Annotated in this window: 19 protein-coding genes and 1 pseudogene; 8 read left to right on the top strand and 12 right to left on the bottom strand. The window is 63.3% G+C overall.

The features are described from left to right. Positions 1 to 74: 74 nt before the first annotated feature. On the bottom strand, positions 75 to 809 hold the full coding sequence (locus LDO41_RS18180) for a glutathione binding-like protein (RefSeq protein ID WP_223990724.1): 735 nt from the start codon (positions 807 to 809) through the stop codon (positions 75 to 77). An 88-nt stretch (positions 810 to 897) separates the two neighbouring features. After that, on the bottom strand, positions 898 to 2,160 hold the full coding sequence (locus tag LDO41_RS18185; RefSeq protein WP_223990725.1) for an acyl-CoA dehydrogenase family protein: 1,263 nt from the start codon (positions 2,158 to 2,160) through the stop codon (positions 898 to 900). Between the two features lie 121 nt (positions 2,161 to 2,281). On the opposite strand from LDO41_RS18185, the gene LDO41_RS18190 reads away from it, so the two are divergent. Continuing rightward, complete coding sequence (locus tag LDO41_RS18190; RefSeq protein WP_223990727.1) at positions 2,282 to 3,244, top strand: LysR family transcriptional regulator; 963 nt, start codon at positions 2,282 to 2,284, stop codon at positions 3,242 to 3,244. A gap of 244 nt (positions 3,245 to 3,488) precedes the next feature. On the opposite strand, the gene LDO41_RS18195 is transcribed toward LDO41_RS18190, so the two are convergent. After that, the gene (locus LDO41_RS18195) at positions 3,489 to 4,649 is read right to left on the bottom strand and encodes a CAP domain-containing protein (RefSeq protein WP_223990729.1); all 1,161 of its coding nucleotides are present in this window, start codon (positions 4,647 to 4,649) and stop codon (positions 3,489 to 3,491) included. A 261-nt stretch (positions 4,650 to 4,910) separates the two neighbouring features. Here LDO41_RS18195 and LDO41_RS18200 point away from each other — a divergent pair. The 4 genes and pseudogenes from LDO41_RS18200 to ggt all read left to right on the top strand — a co-directional run. After that, positions 4,911 to 6,917: pseudogene (locus LDO41_RS18200) on the top strand (hemagglutinin repeat-containing protein); the annotation flags it as partial. Continuing rightward, positions 6,914 to 7,381, top strand: a complete 468-nt coding sequence (locus tag LDO41_RS18205) for a hypothetical protein (RefSeq protein WP_223990731.1) — start codon at positions 6,914 to 6,916, stop codon at positions 7,379 to 7,381. The pseudogene LDO41_RS18200 and the gene LDO41_RS18205, both read left to right, overlap by 4 nt. A 615-nt stretch (positions 7,382 to 7,996) precedes the next feature. After that, positions 7,997 to 8,377: a hypothetical protein gene (locus LDO41_RS18210; RefSeq protein ID WP_223990733.1), complete on the top strand. Its 381-nt coding sequence runs from the start codon at positions 7,997 to 7,999 to the stop codon at positions 8,375 to 8,377. A 349-nt stretch (positions 8,378 to 8,726) separates the two neighbouring features. Next, on the top strand, positions 8,727 to 10,631 hold the full coding sequence (ggt, locus tag LDO41_RS18215; RefSeq protein WP_223990735.1) for a gamma-glutamyltransferase: 1,905 nt from the start codon (positions 8,727 to 8,729) through the stop codon (positions 10,629 to 10,631). Between the two features lie 179 nt (positions 10,632 to 10,810). Here the strand turns inward: ggt and LDO41_RS18220 are convergent, their stop codons facing one another. From LDO41_RS18220 to LDO41_RS18235, 4 genes are all read right to left on the bottom strand, one after another. Continuing rightward, positions 10,811 to 11,812, bottom strand: a complete 1,002-nt coding sequence (locus LDO41_RS18220) for a Bug family tripartite tricarboxylate transporter substrate binding protein (RefSeq protein ID WP_223990737.1) — start codon at positions 11,810 to 11,812, stop codon at positions 10,811 to 10,813. A gap of 183 nt (positions 11,813 to 11,995) precedes the next feature. After that, positions 11,996 to 13,072 carry a phosphotransferase gene (locus LDO41_RS18225; RefSeq protein ID WP_223990739.1) on the bottom strand — a complete coding sequence of 359 codons (1,077 nt, stop codon included), beginning with the start codon at positions 13,070 to 13,072 and terminating at the stop codon, positions 11,996 to 11,998. A 59-nt stretch (positions 13,073 to 13,131) separates the two neighbouring features. Continuing rightward, positions 13,132 to 13,911 (bottom strand): oxepin-CoA hydrolase, alternative type, encoded by a 780-nt coding sequence (locus LDO41_RS18230; RefSeq protein WP_223990741.1) that lies wholly within the window; start codon positions 13,909 to 13,911, stop codon positions 13,132 to 13,134. Positions 13,912 to 13,999: 88 nt separating this feature from the next. Continuing rightward, on the bottom strand, positions 14,000 to 15,523 hold the full coding sequence (locus tag LDO41_RS18235; protein ID WP_223990743.1) for a 3-hydroxyacyl-CoA dehydrogenase: 1,524 nt from the start codon (positions 15,521 to 15,523) through the stop codon (positions 14,000 to 14,002). A gap of 154 nt (positions 15,524 to 15,677) precedes the next feature. Here LDO41_RS18235 and LDO41_RS18240 point away from each other — a divergent pair, with 154 nt between their 5' ends. After that, a complete protein-coding gene (locus LDO41_RS18240; RefSeq protein WP_223990745.1) occupies positions 15,678 to 16,319 on the top strand; it encodes a glutathione S-transferase in 642 nt (213 codons plus the stop codon). Positions 16,320 to 16,349: 30 nt separating this feature from the next. Here LDO41_RS18240 and LDO41_RS18245 read toward each other — a convergent pair whose 3' ends face one another. Beyond that, entirely contained in the window at positions 16,350 to 17,516 is a 1,167-nt protein-coding gene (locus LDO41_RS18245; protein WP_223990747.1) for a pyridoxal phosphate-dependent aminotransferase, read from the bottom strand. Positions 17,517 to 17,553: 37 nt separating this feature from the next. Then, positions 17,554 to 18,069 (bottom strand): putative toxin-antitoxin system toxin component, PIN family, encoded by a 516-nt coding sequence (locus tag LDO41_RS18250; RefSeq protein ID WP_223990748.1) that lies wholly within the window; start codon positions 18,067 to 18,069, stop codon positions 17,554 to 17,556. 40 nt (positions 18,070 to 18,109) lie between these two features. Here LDO41_RS18250 and yaaA point away from each other — a divergent pair, with 40 nt between their 5' ends. Both yaaA and LDO41_RS18260 read left to right on the top strand, forming a co-directional pair. After that, positions 18,110 to 18,895, top strand: a complete 786-nt coding sequence (yaaA, locus tag LDO41_RS18255; protein WP_223990749.1) for a peroxide stress protein YaaA — start codon at positions 18,110 to 18,112, stop codon at positions 18,893 to 18,895. 14 nt (positions 18,896 to 18,909) lie between these two features. Next, positions 18,910 to 20,064 (top strand): M14 family metallopeptidase, encoded by a 1,155-nt coding sequence (locus tag LDO41_RS18260; RefSeq protein ID WP_223990751.1) that lies wholly within the window; start codon positions 18,910 to 18,912, stop codon positions 20,062 to 20,064. A gap of 64 nt (positions 20,065 to 20,128) precedes the next feature. Here the strand turns inward: LDO41_RS18260 and LDO41_RS18265 are convergent, their stop codons facing one another. The 3 genes from LDO41_RS18265 to LDO41_RS18275 form a co-directional block, all read right to left on the bottom strand. After that, entirely contained in the window at positions 20,129 to 20,953 is an 825-nt protein-coding gene (locus LDO41_RS18265) for a BspC domain-containing protein (protein WP_377741661.1), read from the bottom strand. Positions 20,954 to 21,303: 350 nt separating this feature from the next. Then, positions 21,304 to 22,182 carry an N-formylglutamate amidohydrolase gene (locus tag LDO41_RS18270; protein WP_223990753.1) on the bottom strand — a complete coding sequence of 293 codons (879 nt, stop codon included), beginning with the start codon at positions 22,180 to 22,182 and terminating at the stop codon, positions 21,304 to 21,306. A 6-nt stretch (positions 22,183 to 22,188) separates the two neighbouring features. Next, complete coding sequence (locus tag LDO41_RS18275; protein WP_223990755.1) at positions 22,189 to 23,178, bottom strand: Bug family tripartite tricarboxylate transporter substrate binding protein; 990 nt, start codon at positions 23,176 to 23,178, stop codon at positions 22,189 to 22,191. Positions 23,179 to 23,330: the final 152 nt, after the last annotated feature.

Genomic DNA, 23,330 nt, shown 5'->3' on the forward strand with positions numbered 1-23,330 from the left:
GCGATCAGGCCGGCGATCGCCGCCGATTGTCACATACAAGTCGCCCGCGCGTCTTGTCAAATCTGGCATTTTCGCTACCCTTTTTCGCTACCCGCTCTCGCGATCCGCGTCGCACTTCGGCGGCGCTGATATTGCGTGGCACCAAATAGCATCTCGCGCGCCTTGTCGTCCTGCAGCGCGCGGCGCTCGCCAGCCAATACCTCCACACCACGCTGCACGGCGGGCCGGGCGGCGATGGTGTCGAACCAGCGCTTCAGGTGCGGATAGGCATCGATTTCCACCCCCTGGTTTTTCCAGCTGCGCAGCCACGGGAACGTCGCGATATCGGCGATCGAGTAACTGTTGCCTGCGAGCCACGGATGCTGCGACAACTGCTTGTCGATCACGCCGTACAGCCGCTTGGCTTCATTGGTGTAGCGATTGACCGCGTATTCGATCTTCTCGGGTGCGTAGATGCGGAAGTGGTGCGCCTGACCGAGCATCGGTCCCACGCCGCCCATCTGGAACATCAGCCATTGCAGCGCATCATACTTGCCGCGCACGTCCTCGGGCAGGAACTTGCCGGTCTTGCTGGCGAGGTACAGCAGGATGGCGCCCGACTCGAACAGCGAGATCGGTTTGCCGTCCGGACCATCCGGGTCGACGATCGCGGGAATCTTGTTGTTGGGGCTGATCTTGAGGAAGTCGTCGCCGAACTGGTCGCCGGCGCCGATATTGATGGGGTGCACCTTGTACTCGAGGCCGCATTCCTCGAGCATGATGTGGATCTTGTGGCCGTTGGGCGTCGCCCACGTATAAACATCGATCATTCCGTGCTCTCCTCGCTAGCTCAGTGCTGGACTGAAATGGATCGCCGATTAGAGCACGGAAGGAATAAGCCTGTGGCGGGCGGGGTCTTCAGCTGCCGCGCGTCACGGGCATGCGGATACTGTCGGCGCTGACGTCCATGTGCTTGGCCAGCTCAAGCTTGGCAATCGCGTTGCGGTGGACTTCGTCCGGACCGTCGGCAAAGCGCAGCGTGCGTTGATGCGCCCACCAGCTCGCGAGCGGGAAATCGTTCGACACGCCTGCCGCGCCGTGGACCTGCATCGCCCAGTCGATCACGCGCAGCGCGGTGTTCGGCGCCACCACCTTGATCATCGCGATTTCGGCCTTGGCCACCTTGTTGCCCACGGTGTCCATCATGAAAGCCGCCTTGAGCGTCAGCAGACGGGCCATCTCGATATCGCAGCGGGCCTCGGCGATGCGCTCCTGCGTCACGCCCTGGCGCGCGATCTCCTTACCGAACGCCACACGCGACAGCGCGCGCTTGCACAGCAGTTCGAGCGCGCGCTCGGCCACGCCGATGCTGCGCATGCAGTGGTGGATGCGGCCCGGGCCCAGGCGACCCTGCGCGATCTCGAATCCGCGACCCTCGCCGAGCAGCAGATTGCCGGCCGGCACGCGCACGTCCTTGAGCTCGATTTCCATATGGCCGTGCGGCGCGTCGTCGTAGCCGAACACGGGCAGGAAGCGCTTGATGGTGATACCCGCCGTGTCGGCCGGCACCACGATCATCGACTGCTGTTCATGGCGGCCCGCGTCGGGATTGGTCTTGCCCATCACGATGTAGACCTTGCAGCGCGGATCGCCCGCGCCCGACGACCACCACTTGGTGCCGTTGATCACGTAATGGTCGCCATCGCGCTCGATGCTGCAGCGGATGTTGGTAGCGTCGGAGGAGGCAACGTCGGGCTCGGTCATCAGGAACGCGGAGCGAATCTCGCCGCGCAGCAGCGGCTCGAGCCACTGGTCCTTGAGTTCCTCCGAGGCGTAGCGCTCGAACGTCTCCATGTTGCCGGTGTCCGGCGCGGAGCAGTTGAACACTTCGGCCGACCATGGCGCGCGGCCCATGATTTCGCACATCGGCGCGTATTCGAGATTCGACAGTCCCTGCGGCGCGCGCGGCGAGCGCGGCAGGAACAGGTTCCACAGGCCGGCTTCGCGCGCGAGCGGTTTCAGGTCCTCGACCACACGCGTCGGTACCCAGGCGTTGCCGGCTTCGCGGTTGGCCTGGATCTCGGCGTAGAACTTCTTTTCGTTCGGGTAGATATGCGCGTCGAAGAACGCCAGCAGGCGCTCCTGCATCTGCCTGACTTTCGGGGAATAGTCGAAATCCATGGTGTCTCCTGGTCTGCGCTCAGCGATGCTGGCCACTCTACCCGATGCCCAGTAATTAGAGAAATGAATTTACTGGATTTGCCAGTATCAATGGCCTGCATTCCGTGACAGAATGGCCGGCATGCAGCTATCCCGGATCGACCTCAACCTCTTTGTGGTGTTCGACGCCATCTACAGCGAGGGCAGCATTACGGCGGCCGCGCGTCAGCTGAACCTGACGCAGCCGGCGGTGAGTCATGCGCTGGGGCGGTTGCGCGCGGTGTTCGACGATCCGTTGTTCGAGCGGCGCGGGCAGGGCATGGCACCGACCCCGCTCGCGCGCTCGCTCTCGGCCGAGGTGCGGGGCGCGCTGCAGTCGTTTGCGCGCACGCTGCAGGACACGCCGCACTTCGATCCCACTGCGACGGTGCGGCGCTTTACGATTGGCATGCGCGATGCGCTGGAGTCGACGCTGTTGCCACCGCTGATGGCGCGCGTCACCGAACTGGCACCGCAGGTGGAGATCGCCGCGATCCGCTTCGATCGGCGCGAGATGGAGTCGGAATTGCTGGCGGGCACACTCGATGCCGCGATCGATATCCTGCTGCCGGTATCGCCGGCCGTGCATCACTCGGCGTTTATGTCGGACCCGATGGTGGTGCTGGCGCGGCGTGATCATCCACTGGTGAAGAAAGAACTGACGCTGGAGCGCTATCTCGCGGCCGAGCACCTGCACGTATCGTCGCGCCGGCGCGGCGCGGGGCTCGAGGACCAGGCTTTGCACCGCATGGGTTTGACGCGCCGCGTGCGACTGCGTTGCCAACACTACGCGGGCGCGTGCCGCGTGGTCAGTTGCACCGACTTGCTGGCGACGCTGCCGCTGCGCTATGCACGCATCGCCAACGAGCCGTACGCGAACCACATCCTCGCGCTACCGTTCGCAGTGCCCGCACTCGAGCTGCATTTGTACTGGCACGGCGGCGGCGAGAACGATGGCGCGAACCGCTGGCTGCGCGAGCAGTTGCTGGCAGTCATGCAGTCGCTCGGCGGCATGTCGGAGGTGACGCCCGCCAGCGCCTCGCCGGGAGAGCCCGGGCTCGGATGAGCCATCGCGTGCTCATGGTTTGCTTTCGCCTTAGCGAAGAAAAGCGGGCGCAGTGGCCACGCTTATGTGCTGCCGGTTTGCTTTCCTCGCCCTTGAGGGAAAGCCGCCGCACGCCAACGGTTTGCTCCCCTCTCCCTTGAGGGAGAGGGGCGGGGGAGAGGGTGAAAGTTAAATTACCTATTGTTTTCTCCCCTCTCCCTCGGGGAGAGGGGCCGGGGGTGAGGGCGCCCGCGTCTACTCAGCGCTACAGCGTCGTGAACGACCAGCTCAGATTCACCCCTTGCCCACCCAACGTCCCCGTCACCGTCACGTTGTAACGCGTACCGCTAGTCAGTGGTGCCACCGGCGTACACATCGCCAGCCCCCGCGCCGCGCTCGACATGCCTGACGTGCGCGCATCCACCTTCGCGCAACTCACATTGCGCCCCTGCGCATCGGTAATCGTGAACGTATCCGCATTGAACGCCAGCGAGGTATTGATCGCCTGCAGCGTGACCGGATACCCAATGGTCTGCCCCGCATAAGCCGGCGCCGGATTCGGGCTTTCGTTGTTGACCCAGCTGGCCGGCACATCGGTCTGACCGTCGTACGGATACGCGACCATCAGATTGTCCGCGCCACCCTTGCTCGCATCGGCGAGATCGATGGTCTGAAAGTAGCTCGCGGAAGTCCCGCCATTGCTACCAACGCCAACGCTCTCGGCAAAGCCACTGCCGGCCGAGCCATAGCTTCCGAGCAATGCCGCGCGGTGAAACGGCGCGTTGATCAGATCGACGACCAGCGCGTCCTTCGGCGACATCGACAGATTGGCGCCCGCCACCGAAGTCCAGCGATTACCGGTCGCCACCACTTCCGCCGTGGCGTTGGTCGGATACACCGCCTGAATCCGCCCATCGGCGGTGGCACCCGTAAAGCCCGGCGCGCCCGACGTCTCGTCGTGCGTAAGCGTCTGGTTGGCGAGCATATACGCCGTATGGTTCTGCGCGGACGTCCCCAACGCATCGCGCGCCGTCAACGGCGGCAAGCCAACCTGTTCACGGCGATAGTTGGCATAGCAAAGCCCCGCGCTGCGCGCGTCGTCAAGCACGCGATAACCCGCCACGCCAGTGCCGCGCGCGGGCAGCACACCAATGGCGCCAGTCACTGGCGCGGTGGCATTGCCGGTCACGGTGTAGCACGCGCGCGCGGTCGTCGTCGGATTTGTGTTGCCAGGCCCAGCGTTCGAGGCCTGCGAACCGCTGCTGCCGGTGCCCGTGCCGGGGTTGGCGGTGAGCGCAGCAGCCGTCGGCGCGGTGCCGGCGTCGTCACCACCACCGCCGCAGGCGGCCAGCAGAACAGCCGCGCTGACAGCAAGCGGCAGGGCAAGAAGGGTATTGCGTGAAATCGGCGAGGTGGAGCGGCGCATCGAAAATGTATCCCCGGTAAGACAAAAACCGGACGATGGTAGGGGTCGATCGGGCAAGGGTCCAGCCCGCGAACATTTCTTTACGTTGTGATCCGCGCGCGCTGCACGGGCGGCGCGACTATATAAAGCGCTGCGTTGCCGACACGTTTAAATCTGATATTAATAATATTTACATCTAATGATGAAGGTCACCTCGAATGCGAAGAAATGGCCGCTTTGCTATATCCAGCGCGGAGGTGCGGATTTATCCTCTTGCGGGCGGGTGCCAAGGGCGACGTCAATATCGTCTCGGCCACAGACACCTACGAAAACCACACTACCAACAAGTCCAGCAGCGGCAGCATCGGCGTGTCCTACGGCGCGCAGGGCTGGGGTGTCTCGGTATCCGGCCAGATGAGCAAGGGCAATAGCGACACCGTTGGCACCACACAGGTGAACAGCCACGTCACCGGCAGCGAATCGGTGACGATCGTATCCGGCAACGATACGAACATCCTCGGTGGTGTGGTCAGCGGCGGCAAAGTCTCCGCCGACATCGGCGGCAACCTGAACCTCGCGAGCCGCCAGGACACAGAAGAAAGCCACGCCGAACAAAAGAGCGCAGGCGGGGGCCTGAGCATCAGCCAGGGCGGCGGCGCCAGCGGCTCGTTCTCGGCGTCGAAAGGCAAGGCTGACAGCAGCTACGCCAACGTCACCGAGCAGTCCGGCATCCTCGCCGGCGACGGCGGCTTCGACATCAACGTGAAGGGCAACACCGACCTCAAGGGCGCGATCATCGCCAGCACGGCGACCGAAGACAGGAACCAGTTGACGACCGGCACGCTGAGCTGGAGCGACATCGAGAACAAGTCCGACTACAGCAGCACGTCAATGGGCGTCACCGGCGGCCTGACGTTCGGCCAGAAGGTCGAGGACAAGACTAGCGGCCCGACCTCAGGCAAGAACACCGGCGGCGTCAGCCCCATGATCCCGCAACACGAAAGCGGTAGTCAGCACGGTGTGGCGCAGTCAGGCATCGCCGCCGGTACGATCACGATCACCGATCAGGCCAGCCAGAATCAGGACATCGCCGCGCTCAATCGAGACACCGCGAATACCAACACCACGGTCGGTAAGGGCCCCGACCTGAACAACGTTCTGGGCAAGCAGGCCGACATGATGGCGGCGGCGCAGGCGGCCGGGGAGGCGGTGGCCAAATCGATTGGAGAGCTAGCCAATTCGAAGAAAGCCGAAGCAGATAAGGTCCTTGCCAAAGCACAGGAAAGGTTCGATGCCGATCCCTCGGAAGTAAACAAGGCTTCCCGCGATTCTGCCGCATCCGATGTCGCGGGATGGGGTGAAGGAGGGGCATATCGCATTGCACTGCACGCGGCCGGCGGAGCGATGGTCGCAGGACTGGGTGGCGGCAGTGCACTCGCGGGCGGGGCCGGGGCCGGAATTGCTGCGGGGATTGCGCCGCAGCTCAACAGCCTTAGCAATGCCGCTATGGGTATAACGGGCGATGCCGACGTAGATCGGGCGTTGGGTAATACCCTAGCTAATCTTGTGGCCGGGGGGCTAGGAAGCTTGATTGGTGGCGGTTCCGGTGCGGCAACTGCGGCAAACGAAGACCGCTTTAACCGTTCCTCCACATGCCAAGGTACGGAAAAATGCGAGACCGCAGGCGGTGTCCTAGGCCTAATCCAATCCCTGGTACAGGGGCAGGTTGTCATTCACGATGGCCTCGCCGATCTCGGTTATGACGTTAAGAAGGTACTTCAGTATGGGCCACAACCGACTTATATCAATCCGAATGAATTGGACGGTCCCGGTGGTCCCAATACTCCTCCGACGGGCGCAAGCCCAGCATTCCCGCCTGTGCAAGCCTGCGTCTCGGGACCGGGGGGTGCCGGTGTGTGCGTCATTGCGCCACCGTCCCTCGGTTCAGCTAATGGCATCTTTGCTACCAAGGATGGCGGCAAGGCAAACACCGATAACCCGGGAAACGGCTCGGGGGTTGATATGCTTGGCGCGAACGGACCCAAAGTGGCGAGCAAAACGTTATGGAAAGGTGAGGGTAGCGAGAGGATTGACGTGGAAAACCCAAACCCAGGTCAAAGGCCCGGTCAGATTCATTATCAGGACAATGCGGGAACGAAATATCTCTATGATCCCAACACAAATAGTTTTCCGGATGCGCCACGTTCAGTGAACAAACTCCTTGACGACCCTAGGTTTAATGATGCTATTCAGAAAGCAATGACCAAGTATCTCGGAGAGAAAAAATGAAGTTGAACGACAACATGCGTGAAATGTTGGCAAATGAATACGTTGAATCTCATCTGGATGAGAGTCTGGACGTGATTGCACGTAGCGGCTTTGTTGCTGTCGAAGATTGTTATATTCTAAATTTCACGATAGGAAAAATAGGAAATTTTAGTAGGAATGATTTTCCCGACGCCACTGGCTTTGAGTGCTTTGTCAATTCAATTCATGTCGAGGACTTGGTGTCGAATTCACCATTGGCGCAGGCTGTCGAATTTGTGCGAACAATTTTTAATTCGTGGCGGGAATCAGGTGTATTGACAGCTATTATTTCGGCCGACGATCTCAGTGTTGTGACGAAAATTCATCTCAAGCGGCAGGGTCAAAGCTGGTTGAGTGATGACGTTGATGATTACATGGATGCCATCGTATCCGTAGACTCCACGGAAGATTTTCGTGGCGAAATTATGAAAATCGTGGGCGAGTGAAAAAATGAAAGTCTGGGGGTTGATGAGAGAATGACTCCCATTTCGGGTCGGATGTTTATGAGTGGCAAAACTGTCGATTTCGTTGGCTTCATAGGATCTGATGGCAACGTAAACGTAGGTCGTATTGCGGTACGGGGAGTGAAATGAGTTGGAGAGCAATAACGCGTGCGGAAGCATCTCTTCTGAAGTTTCTTTGACTGTTTGCTGTTCACGTTGCCACCGACCGGAATCGTCCTTCGCCCTGGAGGAGTGGATACAACATTTATTGCTGGCCCCGAAGGTTTCGTTAATGTAGCACTTGGACGGTCATAGCACGCTCAAACGGCACGTCGCACACTCACCTCTCGTGTCGAGGGCGTTGCGCCGACGTCACCAAGAAACAGACTTCGTACCGAAATCAGTTCTTGGATGCTGACCTTTCAATACGAAGCAATTTATGCCGCCCGCGATGGTCGTGGGGTTCGCTACTCCGAAGAGCTATAGAGCGTCTGTGACCGGAACGCTTTCGCATCGAGTTGAGGAAGGCCATGGGCGATATCAGAAGGCTACATGAGGCGATGCGCGCTCTCCGGACGTTGCTGACCAAGTACGCTGAGACCAAAGGAGATGCGGAGTATGCAATTAAAAAATGACGTGGATAGCATTAATGCTCTGAACGACGCAGTGAAGGGGTTTTATGAGAGAAATGGTGGAAGAAGTGCGATTCGTTTTCTTCATGGGTATACGGAGGATGGTGGTATTTATACGCATTTCTTGGTGGACAGGAAACATGTCATTCGATATGAAATTGGGAAAGACAGGAAAATTTGGCTGGGAGCTTTGTCATTAGCAATTGGTCCGCATTATTTCGGGCCTGCGGATTTTTGGTCTTATGAAGCCAGCGAGCGTTTCAAAATGGACGCTACTACCGATGCAGTGTTGCATAATCTTGCGTTGCTCGATGAATTCCTCGGCTATCCGGATTCCATGAAGAGTGTCTATGGTTACCGTCCGTAGTTCTGTGAATCTCTCTGCTGTTTGTACGATTGACGCACTCGAATCGCCTCAGTGGCGGCAGCTGCCAAGCAAATGAGGCCAGTGATGCGCGGATGTCGGCAGCAAATGTTTGTGAGAGATGATGTAGTGGAGATGGCCCCAAGTCGGGACGCGCGGTCCGGGAATGCCGATTGGCGCGTGATCATTGCGTCGAGGCATGGGGGTGGAAACAGGGATATGCGGAATCGCCTTCGGACCAAGACATTGGCCGAGGTGTGGGCTCACCGTCCAGACGCCTGCTTGAACTAAGCCGCCACTAGCCGCCCAAGCCGCTACAATCGCCAACATTCTTCCCCCCAGGAGAGCTGGCATGTCCGACGCGTCAAACGAGAGCAAGAACTCCAATAACATCCTCTGGCGCGCGACACTTGCGCTAGCCATCGTCGCGGCGCTTGGCGCCTGCGGTACGACCGACAAAGCTGCCGACGGTAGCGCCGCGCAGACTGCCGCCCCGAGCACCGCGCCAGCCGCAGCTCCCGCAGCTGCGCTGCCGGCCGCGCCCGAGGTCGCTTCGGGCTATCGCCCGGGGATGACCACCACATACGGCCAGCGCCATATGGCCGCAGCGGCCAACCCGTTGGCCACCGAAGCAGGGCGCGAAATCCTGCGTGCCGGCGGCTCCGCGATCGATGCGGCCATCGCGATGCAGGCCGTGCTCACACTGGTCGAACCGCAGGCCACCGGCATCGGCGGCGGCGCGTTCATCATGTATTGGGACGGCAAGCGCGTGCAGGCCTTCGATGGCCGCGAAACCGCGCCAGCCGGCGCCACCGAAAACCTGTTTATGCGCCCCGACGGCAAGCCGATGGAGTTTTCCGAAGGGCAGATCGGCGGCCGCTCGGTCGGCACGCCCGGCGTGCTGCGCGCGCTCGAGATGGCGCACCGCCAGCATGGTCGCCTGCCATGGGCGCGCCTGTTCCAGCGCGCGATCACGCTGGCCGACAGCGGCTTCCCGATGTCGCAACGGCTCTACACGCAGGTGGCCGCGGACAAGTTCATGGGCGGCTCGCCGGAAATGACGGCTTACTTCCTCGATGCCCAAGGCAAGGCCAAGCCGGTTGGCACGATGATCAAGAACCCGCAACTCGCGCAGACACTGCGCGATATCGCGCGGCGCGGGCCGAACGCGCTCTACACCGGCCAGATCGCGCAGGAGATCGTCACCAAGGTCAACGGCCATCCGAATCCGGGCAGCCTCTCGGCCAAGGACCTGATGCAATACAAGGCCGTCGAGCGCAAGCCCGTGTGCACCGACTACAAGCAATGGAAGGTGTGCGGCATGCCGCCGCCGTCGTCGGGCGGCATCGCCATCGCGCAGATCCTCGGCACGCTCGAAGCGCTCGAGAAGCGTGACCCGCGCTATGCGCTCGCGAGCCTCCAGCCGCGTCAGGTCAATACGCCCGCGCTGCTCGAAGCGGACCCGCTCGCGGTGCACGCGATCTCCGAGGCCGATCGCCTGGCCTACGCCGATCGCGGCCTCTACGTGGCCGACGCGGACTTCGTGCCGGTGGATGTGGCCGGCCTCGTCAGCCCGGCCTATCTGGCCGAGCGCGCCGCGCTGATCGGTGACAAGAGCATGGGCAAGGCGCAACCGGGCGTGCCAGCGGGCACCAAAGTGGCGTTCGCACCGGACCGCTCGCCGCCGCGCATCTCCACCTCGCAGATCGTCGCAGTGGACGATCGCGGCGGTGCGATCTCGATGACCACCACGATCGAATCGTATTTCGGTTCGCACATCATGGTGCGCGGCTTTATGCTCAACAACGAGCTGACCGACTTCTCGTTCACGCCGAGCGAAAACGGCAAGCCCGTGGCCAACCGTGTGCAGCCCGGCAAGCGCCCGCGCTCGTCGATGGCACCGACGCTCGTATTCGATCGCCAGAGCGGCCGTCTGGTCGCCACGCTCGGCTCGCCCGGCGGCTCGCAGATCATCGAGTACGTGTCGAAGACGGTCGTCGGCCTGCTCGACTGGAACATGGACGTGCAGAGCGCGGTAGGCATGGGCAACTTCGGCAGCCGCAATGGGCCGACGGAGCTCGAGAAGGGACTGGTGTCGCCGCAGTTGGCCGAAGCACTGCGTCAGCGTGGCCATCAGGTGGCGGAGATCGAGATGACCAGCGGCACGCAGGCCATCATGCGCAAGACGCGTGACGGCAAGCCGGTCTGGGCCGGCGGCGCGGACCCGCGCCGTGAGGGTGTGGCGCTGGCGGATTAAAAACAGAACGGCGCGGGCAGCATCGCTGCCCTCGCCTCAACAGACCCCCCAGACCACAGCCGTCCCGCTATCTTGTTCAGCTACATGCGGCGCGGTTTCGGCTGCCCGTCAGACGACGGTTAAATCAATACGGCAGAGAACAATCGATGCCTCAGGCATGCCGCCCGAGGCCATCAACTTCAGGCATCCAGCTTCACGCCCGAGGACTTCACCACTTCAGCCCAGCGCTTCTCTTCAGTCACAAACCACTTGTTGGTTTCCGGCGGCGTCATCGTCACCACTTCCGCGCCCTGACCCGCGAGCTGCGCGCGAATCTCGGGCGTGCGGATGATGCGGATGAGCTCGGCGCTCAGGCGCGCGACGATCGCATCGGGCATGCCCTTCGGTGCCATCACGCCTTGCCACGTACCCGATTCGAAGTTCGCCACGCCTTGCTCGGCGATGGTCGGCACCTGACCGACCAGCGGCATGCGCGTCTTCTTCGATACGGCCAGCAGCTTGAGCTTGCCAGCCTGCACCTGCGGCAGCGTGGCCAGCATGCCGTTCATCAGCACCTGTGCGGTACCGCCGACGGTATCGGCAATCGCTTGCGCGCCACCCTTGTACGGCACGTATTGCCATGCGGCGCCGGTCGCCTGCTGCACGGCCACACCGGCCAGATGCGGCGCGCTGCCGATGGCCGTCACGGCGAAGTTCAGCGTCTGCTTGTGCGACAGCGCAACCAGTTCCTTGAGGTTGTTGGCCGGCACGCTCGGATGCACGACCAGCAGGTGCGGCGAGTAGGCCAGCATCGCCACGCCCTTGAGGTCCTTGTCCGGGCTGAAGGTCAGCTTGGTGTAGACCGACGGGCTGATGGCCAGTGCACCCACATCGCACAGCAGCAGCGTGTGGTTGTCGGAGCCTTGCTGCGCAACCATCGCGGCGCCGATATTGCCGTTGGCGCCGGGGCGGTTATCCACCACGATCGGCTGGCCAAGCGCTTCGCCGAGTTGCTTGCTGATCAAGCGGGCGATGATGTCGGACGAACCACCGGCGGGGTAGGGCACGACCAGGCGGATCGGGCGGGTCGGCCATTTCTCTTCGGCCCAGGCGGACATCGGGACCATCAGGCCAGAGGTGCCAAGCGTACCCAGGGCGGCGAGGCCCGAAGCCTGGCCGAGGAAGCGGCGGCGTGCGTTCATTGTATGTCTCCAGTAACGCTTATCATCAGTTGTCGTATGACAAGAGTCGTCGTACAACATTGGTCGCGAGTGTAGTCGCGTTTCCGGGGCCGGTCTATTAGGGATTTACGCTTATCCATAAAGCGAAAATGGGCATCCGGGGATGCCCATGCGGCTGATCAGTTGTCTGATGACATTTGCTGGCTACTGCTGCGCCTTCTGCGCGTAGACCCAACCCATCTCCGCCATTGGTCGCGCCCGCTTGCCCGCGTCGGTGGCCTGTGCCGATGACGCCGTGCCATCCACCACCCGCTTCATGATCCCCTGCAGGATCCCGGCAATGCGGAACATGCTGAACGCAAGGTAAAAATTCCAGTCACCGGTAATCGGTCGCCCGGTCCGTTGCTCGTACAGGCGTCGGTATGTCGCTTCGTCGGGAATCCCCAGTCCCGCATGATCGAGCCCCGCAATGCCGCGAAACTGCCCGGGCGCGATATGCCAGCTCATGCAGTGATAGCCGAAATCCGCCATCGGATGCCCCAGCGTGGACAACTCCCAGTCCAGCACCGCCAGCACGCGCGGCTCGGTAGGGTGGAACATCAGGTTGTCGAGCCGGTAGTCGCCATGCACGATGCTCGTGAGCGCATCGGCATCGGCCGGAATATGCGAGGGCAACCACGCCATCAGATTGTCCATCGCGGGAATCGACTCGGTCTCCGACAGCTTGTACTGCTTGGTCCAGCGCTCGATCTGCCGTTGGAAGTAATTGCCGGGCTTGCCGTAATCGGCCAGGCCGATCGCGCGGTAATCCGCGCTATGCAGCGCCGCGATGACGCGGTTCATCTCGTCATAGATCGCGGCCCGCTCGGCGCGCGACATATCGGGTAGCGACTGATCCCACAGCACGCGGCCCGCGACGAACTCCATGATGTAGAACGCGCGGCCGATGACCGATTCGTCCTCGCACAGCGCGAACATGCGTGCCACCGGCACATCGGTGCCGGCCAGCGCCGCCATGACGCGATACTCGCGCTCGATCGCATGTGCCGACGGCAGCAGCTTCTCGCGCGGACCGGGCTTGGCGCGCATCACGTAGGTCTGCCCCGGCGTGAGCAGCTTGAAGGTGGGATTCGACTGCCCGCCCTTGAACTGCTCCACCGTCAGCGGTCCGGCAAAACCTTCCACATGCGTGCGCATCCAGGCCTCGAGCGCATCGACGTCGAAGCGCTGCTGATCGGCCACCGGCCGCGTGCCCTCAAATTGCGAAACGTTGCTGCTCATGGTGTCTCCGTAAGTCTTGTGTTTGTCCCGAGCCGGCCGTTCCCGATTGGGTGATGGCGTTACCGGTACTTCGGCTTGCGCTTCTCGAGAAACGCGCCGATGCCTTCACCCGCGTCGGCGTGATGCAGCGCGGAGACAAAGCTGTCGCGCTCCGCGGTCAGGTGTTCCGTCAACGTGGCGCTGCCGGCATGATTGATCAGCGCCTTGATGCCGCGAATCGCATTCGGCGATTCCTTCGCGAGGCCTTCGGCCAGACGTGTCGCTTCCACGAGCGCCTGCCCCGGCGGTACCACGCGATTGACGATGCCGAACTGCGCCAGCCGCGCGGGATCGATGGGTTTGCCTTCCATCATGAATTCGCTCGCAAGCTGGCGCGGCAGCATGCGCGCCAGCTCGTACGAGCCACCACCATCGGGCGTCAGGCCCACCTTGACGTACGCCATCACGAACTTCGCGTCGCTCGCCGCCACCACGAAATCGCACGCGAGCGCGAGCGAGAAGCCGGCGCCCGCGGCGGGGCCCTCGACCGCGGCAATCACGGGCTTCGGAAACGCATGCAGCGTTTCGATCCAGTGGTTCAGCGTCTCGATGCTCTCCGCCTGCACCGAAGGCGGCTTGGCGCGATTGCCGAGCAGCCGGTTCAGGTTGCCCCCCGCGCAAAACACGCCATCGGCACCGGTAAAGATCACGGCTCGGATCGCGTCGTCGCGCGCGGCCACGTCGAGCGCTTCGTGCGACGCGGCGTAGATGTCCGGATGCAGTGCGTTGCGGGCCTCGGGGTTGGAGATGGTAAGGATCAGCGTCCCATCGACGCGTTCGGAAAGCAGTTGGGCAGTCATGGCAGCCTCTGTACTCGGTGCTGTGAAGGGATGTAAGGGAGGGCGCAAACAAAAAGGGCGCCCCGTGTCTCGTCGGGGCGCCCGGAGATCAGGCTTCTTCGCTCAGCAGCGACAGGCCAAGGCCCGCGCGGCGCCACAGCCACGGGCTCGGGCGATAGCGCATGTCGCCGGTCAGGCGATCGAGGTTGCGCAGCACCTCGACGATCACGTCGGGGCCAATCGCATCGCCGAGCGCCAGCGGACCCTTCGGATACCCGAGGCCCAGGTTCACCGCGAGGTCGATATCGGTCGGCGTGGCAATGCGTTGTTGCGCGATGTCGCTGGCGATATTGACGATGGTGCTGACGATGCGCTGTGCCACAAAGCCAGCCGAATCGCGAATCACGGTTACGGGCACGCCATCGCTGCCGAACAATCCGTGCGCGGCTTCGCGCGCGGCGGCGGTCGTGGCGGGCGTGGTCATCAGCGTGCGGCGCTTGGTCGCTTCGAACGGCAGCAGCGTGTCGATGGCGATGGTGCGGGTGGCATCGAGGCCTTCCATCAGCGCGGCCGAGGTGGCGTCGAGGCCGAGCGGCGTGACGACGATCAGCGCATCGGCGGACGGTGCGTTGCCGGCTTCCGGCGCGATACCCAGCGCGGTCAGCAGCTTCAAGGTCATCGCATGGCCACGCTCGTTCGCGCGGCTGACCCATACGCTAGCGGGGCGCGCCGAGGGCACGGCCACCGCGGCGGGCACCTGCTTCTGCCCGTCCACGTACGCGTAGAAACCGCCGCCCGACTTGCGGCCGAGCAGACCGCCGACCGAACGCAGCGCCGTGATCGGCGACGGACGATAGCGCGGTTCCTGATAGAACTGGTTGTAGATCGACTCCATCACTGGATGCGACACATCGAGTCCGGTCAGATCCATCAGCTCGAACGGGCCCATACGGAAGCCAGCCTGCTCCCGCATGATGTTGTCGATATCGGCAAACGACGCCACGCCTTCCTGCGCGACCTTGAGGCCTTCGATATTCATGCCACGACCGGCATGGTTCACGATAAAGCCTGGCATATCCTTGCAGCGCACCGGCGTGTGGCCCATGCGGCGCGACAGCGTCATCAGCGCATCGCCCACGGCGGGGTCGCCGGACAGGCCGTCGATCACCTCGACCACCTTCATCAGCGGCACCGGATTGAAGAAGTGATAGCCCGTCACGCGGCCGGGATGCTTCGCGCCAACGGCAATCGCGGTAATCGACAGCGACGACGTGTTCGATGCGATGATCGCGTCGGGACGCAGGATGGCCTCGAGCTTCGCCACGAGGTCGCGCTTCACGTCCAGCTTCTCGACGATGGCCTCGAGCACCATGTCGCACGGCGCGAGGTCTTCCAGCGCCGTGCACGGATTGACGCGCGCGAGCGCGGCTTCCGCATCGGTGGCACTGATCTTGCCTTTATCCGCTAATTTGGTGAACGTATCCTGAAGATATTGACGCGCCGCGGCGACGGCCTGCGGGTTGGTGTCGAACAGATTGACGGTCAGGCCGGCCTGCGCGGCAATCTGGGCAATGCCACGGCCCATCGCGCCGGTGCCGACGATGCCGAGTGTATCGATCGAGAAGTTGCTCATGATTCGTCCAGAAAGGTGTGGTTAAATTAGCACGATCGTACGTTTTTTGCACTCGGCGCCGGCCCGTACTTTGGTACGTGGCGTGCGCTGATCGGCCAAAGTGCGTCAGACAGAGCGCGCAGAAGCGCCGCCTATTCACGATAAGGAGAGAGACATGCTCAAGCTATGCGGATTCGCCGCCAGCAACTATTACAACAAGGTCAAGCTGGTGTTGCTGGAAAAGAATTTGCCATTCGAGGAAGAACTGGCATGGGTGGGCGAGACCGACAAGTTGGCCTCGCCGATGGGCAAGGTGCCCTACATGATGACCGATGCGGGACCGCTGTGCGAATCGGAGACGCTCGCGGAGTACATCGAAGCCACCTATCCGCAGCATGCGCTGCTGCCGACCGATTCCTATCAGGCCTGCAAGGTACGCGAGCTCGTGACCTTTATTGAGCTCTATCTGGAACTGACCGCGCGCGAGCTATACCCGGAGGCATTCTTCGGCAACAAGGTCAGCGACAACGTCAAGGCGCGTCAGCAAAAGCTGTTCGAACGCTATGTGCCGGGCTTTGCGGCACTCGCGAAGTTCTCGCCGTATATCGCCGGCGATACGTTCACGCTGGCCGATTGCGCGGCGATCTGCCATCTGCCGCTCGTGTCGTCCGCGACGAAGATCATCTATGGGCGCGACGTGCTGGCGGATCTGCCGGTGAAGGATTATCTGAAGCGCATGGGCGAACGACCCACGGTGCAGAAGGTCATGGCCGATCGCAAGGTCAATGCCGAAGCGATGATGGCCCGCTACGCCTGAGCGGGCCATCATCGTTGTCGCGGAAATCCGTCAGATGCGGGCGAGACGCTCCAGCGCCAGCGCGAGCGTCTCTTCCTTCTTCGCGAAGCAGAACCGCACCACGCCCGACTCGCGCGTCTGCGAGTAGAACGCCGACACCGGAATCGCCGCCACGCCGATCTCGCGCGTGAGCCACATCGAGAAGTCGGCTTCGCTCATATCCGAAATCGCCGAATAGTCCACGCACTGGAAGTACGTGCCATCCGACGGCAGCAGCTTGAAGCGCGTGGTGGCCAGCCCGGTGCGGAAGAAATCGCGCTTGGCCTGATAGAACGCGGCCAGCTCCAGATACGGCTTGGGATCGGCCATATAGTCGGCCAACCCGTGCTGCACCGGCGTGTTCACGGTGAACACGTTGAACTGGTGCACCTTGCGGAATTCCGCGCTGAGCGCCGCCGGCGCGGCCACGAATCCGACCTTCCAGCCCGTCACGTGATAGGTCTTGCCGAAGCTCGACACCACGAAGCTGCGGCGCGCGAGTTCCGGATGGCGCGCGACCGATTCGTGACGCTGGCCGTCGTAGACCATGTGCTCGTACACCTCGTCCGACAGCACGAGGATGTCGGTGCCGGCCAGCAGATCGGCCAGCTGGTTCATGTCCTCGGTACGCCAGATCGTCCCGGTGGGATTGTGCGGCGTGTTGATGAGGATCATGCGTGTGCGCGGCGTGATCGCGGCAGCCAGCTTGTCGAACGGAATGCGGAACGCGGGCGCTTCCAGTTCCACGGGCACCACGGTGCCGCCGGCCAGCTCGATCGACGGGATATAGCTGTCGTAGCACGGCTCCAGCACGATCACCTCGTCGCCCGGATGCACCGCGCAGAGGATCGCGGTGATCAGCGCCTGCGTGGCCCCCGCGGTGATCGTGATCTCGCTGTTGGCGTCGTACGTGCGGCCGTACAGCGTGGCGATCTTGTTCGCAATGGCTTCGCGCAGCTTCGGCACGCCGGCCATCGGCGGATACTGGTTATGGCCCGCGCGCATGGCGCCGGTCACCGCATCGACGATACGCGGATCGCAATCGAAATCGGGAAAGCCCTGGCCCAGGTTGACCGCGTTCTTCTCGGCGGCCAGCGCCGACATCACGGTGAAGATCGTGGTGCCCACATTCGGCAGGCGTGACAGCGGAGGCGTAAGCGGGGCGAGAGTCGAGTCCATATAACCGTGTGGGAGGGGTAGCGATGTGCCCGCCATTCTAGCGGGCTTCGCTGGCGTTGACCTGCTGGGCGGCCTGCCACGCGGCGAGCCACGCGCCAAACGCGGCGGGCGTCAGGATCTCCACGCCGCTCGAGCGGCGCAGGCGGCTCCTGAGCTTGAGCACGGCCTTGTCCTTCGAGACCAGCGCCGCCGCCCGCGCGAAATGCGCGAGTTCGACGAATTTCTGATCGTCGGTATCGCGGCACCGTGCCAGCCGTGCCGCGGCAATCTCGGCGTCATCGGGTACCGGCTCGAGCGTGGCGTAGCGATCGACCTCGGCGAGGGCGGCCGCGTTGTCCACGGCGAATCGCACGAACTGCGGGTACTCCAGCACGCGGCGCAACTCTTCGCGGCAGTCGGCGCGGATCACGGGTGCGATGGTCCCGGCTTCCAGCGCGGCGCGAATCGGCTCCGCGTATGGATCGCGGAACACGAGCAGATCGACCCAGATATTGGAATCGAGGACGACGCGCGGAGGGGTTGGAAGGGCTTTGGCGGTGGGTTCGGTGGGCATTCGCTACAATCGGGTCTTTGTTTCTGCCCGCGATTTTGCCATGCTCATCGTCCTGTCTCCCGCCAAGTCCCTTGACTACGAGACGCCCGCGCCCGTCAAGACCCATACGATGCCGCGTTTTATCGACCGTTCGGCCGCGCTGATCGAGCGCCTGCGCCGTCTGGCGCCGCAGGATGTGTCCGCGCTGATGGACATCTCGGACAAGCTCGCGGTGCTCAATGTCACGCGCTATGCGGACTGGTCGCCAGAGTTCACGGCCGCCAACAGCAAGCAGGCGCTGCTGGCGTTCAATGGCGACGTGTATGACGGCTTCGACGCCAAATCGCTGGCCACCGACGATCTCGTGTTCGCGCAGAAACATGTGCGCATCCTGTCCGGCCTGTACGGCGTGCTGCGTCCGATGGACTGGATGCAGCCCTACCGGCTCGAAATGGGCACGCGCCTCGACACCCCGGCCGGCAAGGACCTCTATGCGTTCTGGGGCGACGATGTGACCAAGCTGCTCAACAAGGACATGTCCGAGCTCAAGCACGAAGGGCCGGCCATGCTGATCAACCTCGCTTCCGAGGAATACTTCAAGGTGGTGCGCCCGAAGGTGCTCAACGCGCGCGTGATCACGCCCGTGTTCGAGGACTGGAAGGGGGGCCGCTACAAGATCATCTCGTTCCATGCCAAGCGCGCGCGCGGCACCATGGCGCGCTACGCGGTGACGCATCGCGTCACCGAGCCCGCCAAGCTGCGGCGTTTCGCGGAAGACGGCTATGCGTTCGACAAAGCCGCCTCCAGCGACGACCGCTGGGTGTTTCGCCGCCGGCTGGAAGACTGAAGGAGACCCCATTCATGACGCCATCCCCACAATCCTCGCTACATATCTCCACATCGTTCGATTCGGGCGCGATCGAGGTGGAATCGCTCGCGCAAGCGGACGATATCCGCCTGCGTATCCGCGCCGACTCCCACGCGGACTTTCGGCAGTGGTTCCACTTCCGCCTGCAGGGCGCGGCCGGGCAGGCCTGCACGCTGCGCTTTCTGAACGCGGGCGAGTGCACCTATCCCGATGGCTGGCGCGACTATCGCGTGGCGGCGTCGTACGACCGCGCGCACTGGTTCCGCGTGCCCACGGAATACGATGGCGCCACCATGACCGCGCAGTTCACGCCCGAACATGACAGCGTCTGGTTTGCCTATTTCGAGCCGTACGCGGAAGAGCGGCATCTGTCGCTGCTGGCCACGTGCCAGCGCTCGCCACTCGCGCGGCTGTCCCATCTGGGCAGCACGGTCGATGGCCGCGATCTCACGTGCGTGACGGTGGGGCAACCGGGGCCGGGCAAGAAGACGATCTGGATGATTGCGCGCCAGCATCCGGGCGAGAGCATGGCCGAGTGGTTCTGCGAGGGCGTGCTGCAGCGCCTGACCGGCACCGGCATGTGGGCGGGCGATCCGATCGCGCGCAGTCTGCTGGATCGCGCGGTGTTCCATATCGTGCCGAACATGAATCCCGACGGCTCGGCGCGCGGCAACCTGCGCACCAATGCGGCGGGCGCCAATCTCAATCGCGAATGGATGTCGCCGTCGGCCGAGACGAGCCCCGAAGTCTTTCACGTGCGTCGCGCGATCGAGGCGACCGGGGTCGACCTGTTCTTCGATATCCACGGTGACGAGGCGTTGCCCTACAACTTCGTCGCGGGCAGCGAGATGCTGCCGGGCTTCACCGAGGTCCAGCGCGCGCAGCAGAATCGCTTTATCGAAGCGTTCAAGCGTGCCACGCCCGATTTCCAGGACAAGTACGGTTACGCCGCGAGCAAGTACAACGCGGACGCGCTCAAGCTCGCCTCGAAGTACATCGGCCACACGTTCGGCTGCCTCGCGCTGACACTCGAGATGCCGTTCAAGGACAACGCCGATCTGCCCGACCCGACGGTCGGCTGGAACGGCGCGCGCAGCGCGCTGCTCGGCACCTCGATGCTGCAGGCGATCCGGGAGTATCTGGGTTAAGGACGTCCGGGCAAAGGACGTCTGAGCTAACGACGTGGATGACCACCCGAGGGTGGTCCATCCCTCATTGCTTCTTCTTCGTTGTCGTCTTCGACGTTGTCTTTGTCGACGATTTCGATGAGGAGGATGCCGTCGCCTTGGCCGTCGAGGACTTGGCGGTGGCCTTGCCCTTCTTCGCCTTGGTACGGCTGGAGCCGGTCGCCACGGCCGGCGCGGCGGCCGGTTCGCTGATGGTGTCGCCGTCGCTGTCCAGCAGCTCGTACGCCAGCATCATGCCGTCGCTATAGCCACAGCGCACCTTCACCGGCTGCCATTGCGCTTCGCCCTGGCGCTTGTGCGCGCTCGCGGTGAACGTGACCACCGAGGTCACCGGTACCGCCTGCTTGCCCGGCGAGAAGCGCCCATTCCATGCCTCCACGGAGGCGGCATTCGCCGCCAGCGCACCAGTCGGAATCTTCAGCGCGTCGAACGTTGGCGAGCGCGGCACGACCCAGCTCGCATGCGCGGCGCAGTCGGCCACATCGGGCGCGGCGTTGTCGGTCTTCATCAATTGCTCGCGCATCTGCGAGCGATACTCGGCCAGGCTGACGCGGCCCTTGTCGGGCAGTGTCACGGTCTTGGTGGGCGGCCGCGTGGCGGAGCCAGAGCGGGCAGACGTGGTGGGCGCGGCGGCGGGAGTCGATGACGAGGCGGGCGGGGCAGGGGGCACCGCGGCACGGGTGGGCGCGGCGCCCGACGTGGACAACCCCGTCGTCGGGCCGGGCGTCGGGGAGCCATCGGGCTCGTCCCCCGGCGTGGTGGCACATCCGGCCAGCACGATTGCCCCGGCCACTGCGGCAGTCAGCATGCGGAGCCGGGTGCCTAGCAGGTGGGTCAGAATTCGGATCACGGAATCTTCTTGCTGGCGTCAGCAAAGGGATTGGCAAAGGATTGCCATGATAGAGGATGCCGCCGCCGGAAAGTTCGTAAATGTTGTTACCCTTCGTTCCCGGATACCCATAGCGGGTGCGATCGTCGCGCATCGGCGTGCATCTTCCGCAAAGGCGTGCGCACGCGCTTACGTGGAAAGGCCGATGACATCGTGCGCTATTAACAGACGGGTCAATTGCGGCGCAAGAGAGAAAAAACCCCGTGAGGCGCGGATGAGACGGTGCTCATCGTGCCTGACGGGGTTTGCCCGGGGTTTGCCCGGGTTTTGCCGTACGGGGCCAGCCGTGGCTGACCGTGCGGAAGCAGGCGTTACGCGGCCTGCGCGAAGCGCGACAACTCGTCCATCAACGCCTCGAGATTGCGCCGCAGCGTGACAAAACCCGCGTTGTGCGCGAGCCCGGCCTCGTCCATATAGAGCTTGCGGTTGACCTCGAGCTGCAGGCTGTGACGGTTCTCCTGCGGCCGTCCCACCACGCGCACGATCTCCACGCCCTTGTACGGGTGGTTGCGCCACACGTCGTAGCCCATGTCCTTGAGCAAGCCTTCCACGCGATCGGTGAATCGCTTGTCGCACGTGGTGCCATCGCGGTCGCCGACCACGAAGTCCGGATGCGCGATGCCGGGATGCTCGGTGGCGTATTGCGCGGCCTGGCTCGGCATCGAGTGGCAGTTGATATGGAACACGTGGCCATGACGGGCCACCGCCCGATCGGACAACTGCTGCAGCTGCGCGTAGTACGGCACGTAGTACTCGCGGATGCGCGCCTGCACTTCGGCTACCGACAGCTTGCGCGCATATAGCGCCTCGCCGGTGTCGAGCACACGCCAGACCAGTCCCTTGCCGAGCCGCGTCTTCGAGGTCTCCTGTTTGGCGTCGGGCCACGGCGCGTCCAGCAGCTTCTCGTCGATCTCCTCGAGGCCGCGATTGGCATCGAGGTAGCTGCGCGGAAAGCCCGCGCACAGCAGCGGAATGCCACGCGCCGGCGCGCCCGCGTAGAGCTCGTCCACGAACGTGTCCTCGGCCTGTCGCAGCAGCGGCAGGGGCAGGGCGGCGTCGTAGCCGAAGTCGGCCGGGTATTGCGTGCAGCTATGCGGCGAGTCCAGGAACAGCGCGCCACTCTCGCCTTCCGGCAGGTGCAGCACGTACGGCTGGTTAGGCAGACTGCCCGATCGGTCGGTATCCGTCATGAGGCATCAATCCAGCGAAATCTTGGCGGCAGCGGCCACGCGCTTGTTCTTGGCCACTTCGCTCGTGATCTGGGCGGCGAAGTGCGCGGGCGTATCGCCCACCGGCGTCGCGCCCAGTTCCTCGAACTTCTGCTTCACGTCCGGCATCGCCAGCACCTTGACGGCCGCGGCATTCAGTCGGGCCTGGATATCCGCGGGCAGCTTGGCCGGCGCGATCAGGCCAAACCATGCCGAGTCGTTGACTTCGGGCAGGCCCAGCTCGGCGAACGTCGGCACGTTCGGCAGTGCCGGCACACGCTTCGGTGCGGCCACCGCGAGCGCGCGCAGCTTGCCGCTCTTGATGAACTGCAGCGACGACGGCAGGTTGTCGAACAGCACCTGCACCTGACCCGCGAGCGCGTCGTTGAGCGCCGGACCCACGCCCTTGTACGGCACGTGCAGCAGTTCGGTCTTGCTGCTCATCTTGAACAGCTCGCCCATCATGTGCGACACGCTGCCGTTACCGGCGGAGCCGTAGGCGATCTTGTTCGGCTCGGACTTGGCCAGCGCGATAAAGGCCTTCATGTCGTTGGCCTTGACGGCCGGGTTCACGCTCATCACATTCGGCACCGAAGCCAGGTTGGTGATGGTCGTGAAGTCCTTGGTGGCGTCGTACGACAGCTTCGGATACACGGCGGGGTTGATGCCGTGCGTGGAAGCGGTGGCGATGCCCAGCGTGTAACCATCGGGCGCGGCCTTGGATAGATACGCGGTACCGATACTGCCGCCGGCGCCGCCGCGGTTATCGACGATCACGGGCTGGCCCAGCTCCTGGCCGAGCTTGTCGGCCACGACGCGCGCGACGATATCGGTGGTGCCACCGGCCGGGAACGGCACGACCAGCGTGATCGGCTTGGTCGGATAGTTGGCTTGGGCAAAAGCGGGCAGGGCCAGGCCGCCAACGGCGGAGGCAGCAGCGGCGACAGCGAGGACGCGAAGCAGGGGACGGCGTTGCATGGAAGCGGTTCCGTTAAGGATTGAGGGTCGACGTGCCTGGGCGCGAACGTCGGGAGTCGGGCTGTGCGGGATATGCGAATTTCGCAATGTCTGTGTTTGCGTGCAATTCTGCTTCGCGCGCACGCGGCATGCAAACGATTTAAAATCCCGGG

This window comes from Cupriavidus pampae (assembly GCF_914271485.1).
Taxonomy (GTDB): Bacteria; Pseudomonadota; Gammaproteobacteria; order Burkholderiales; family Burkholderiaceae; genus Cupriavidus; species Cupriavidus pampae.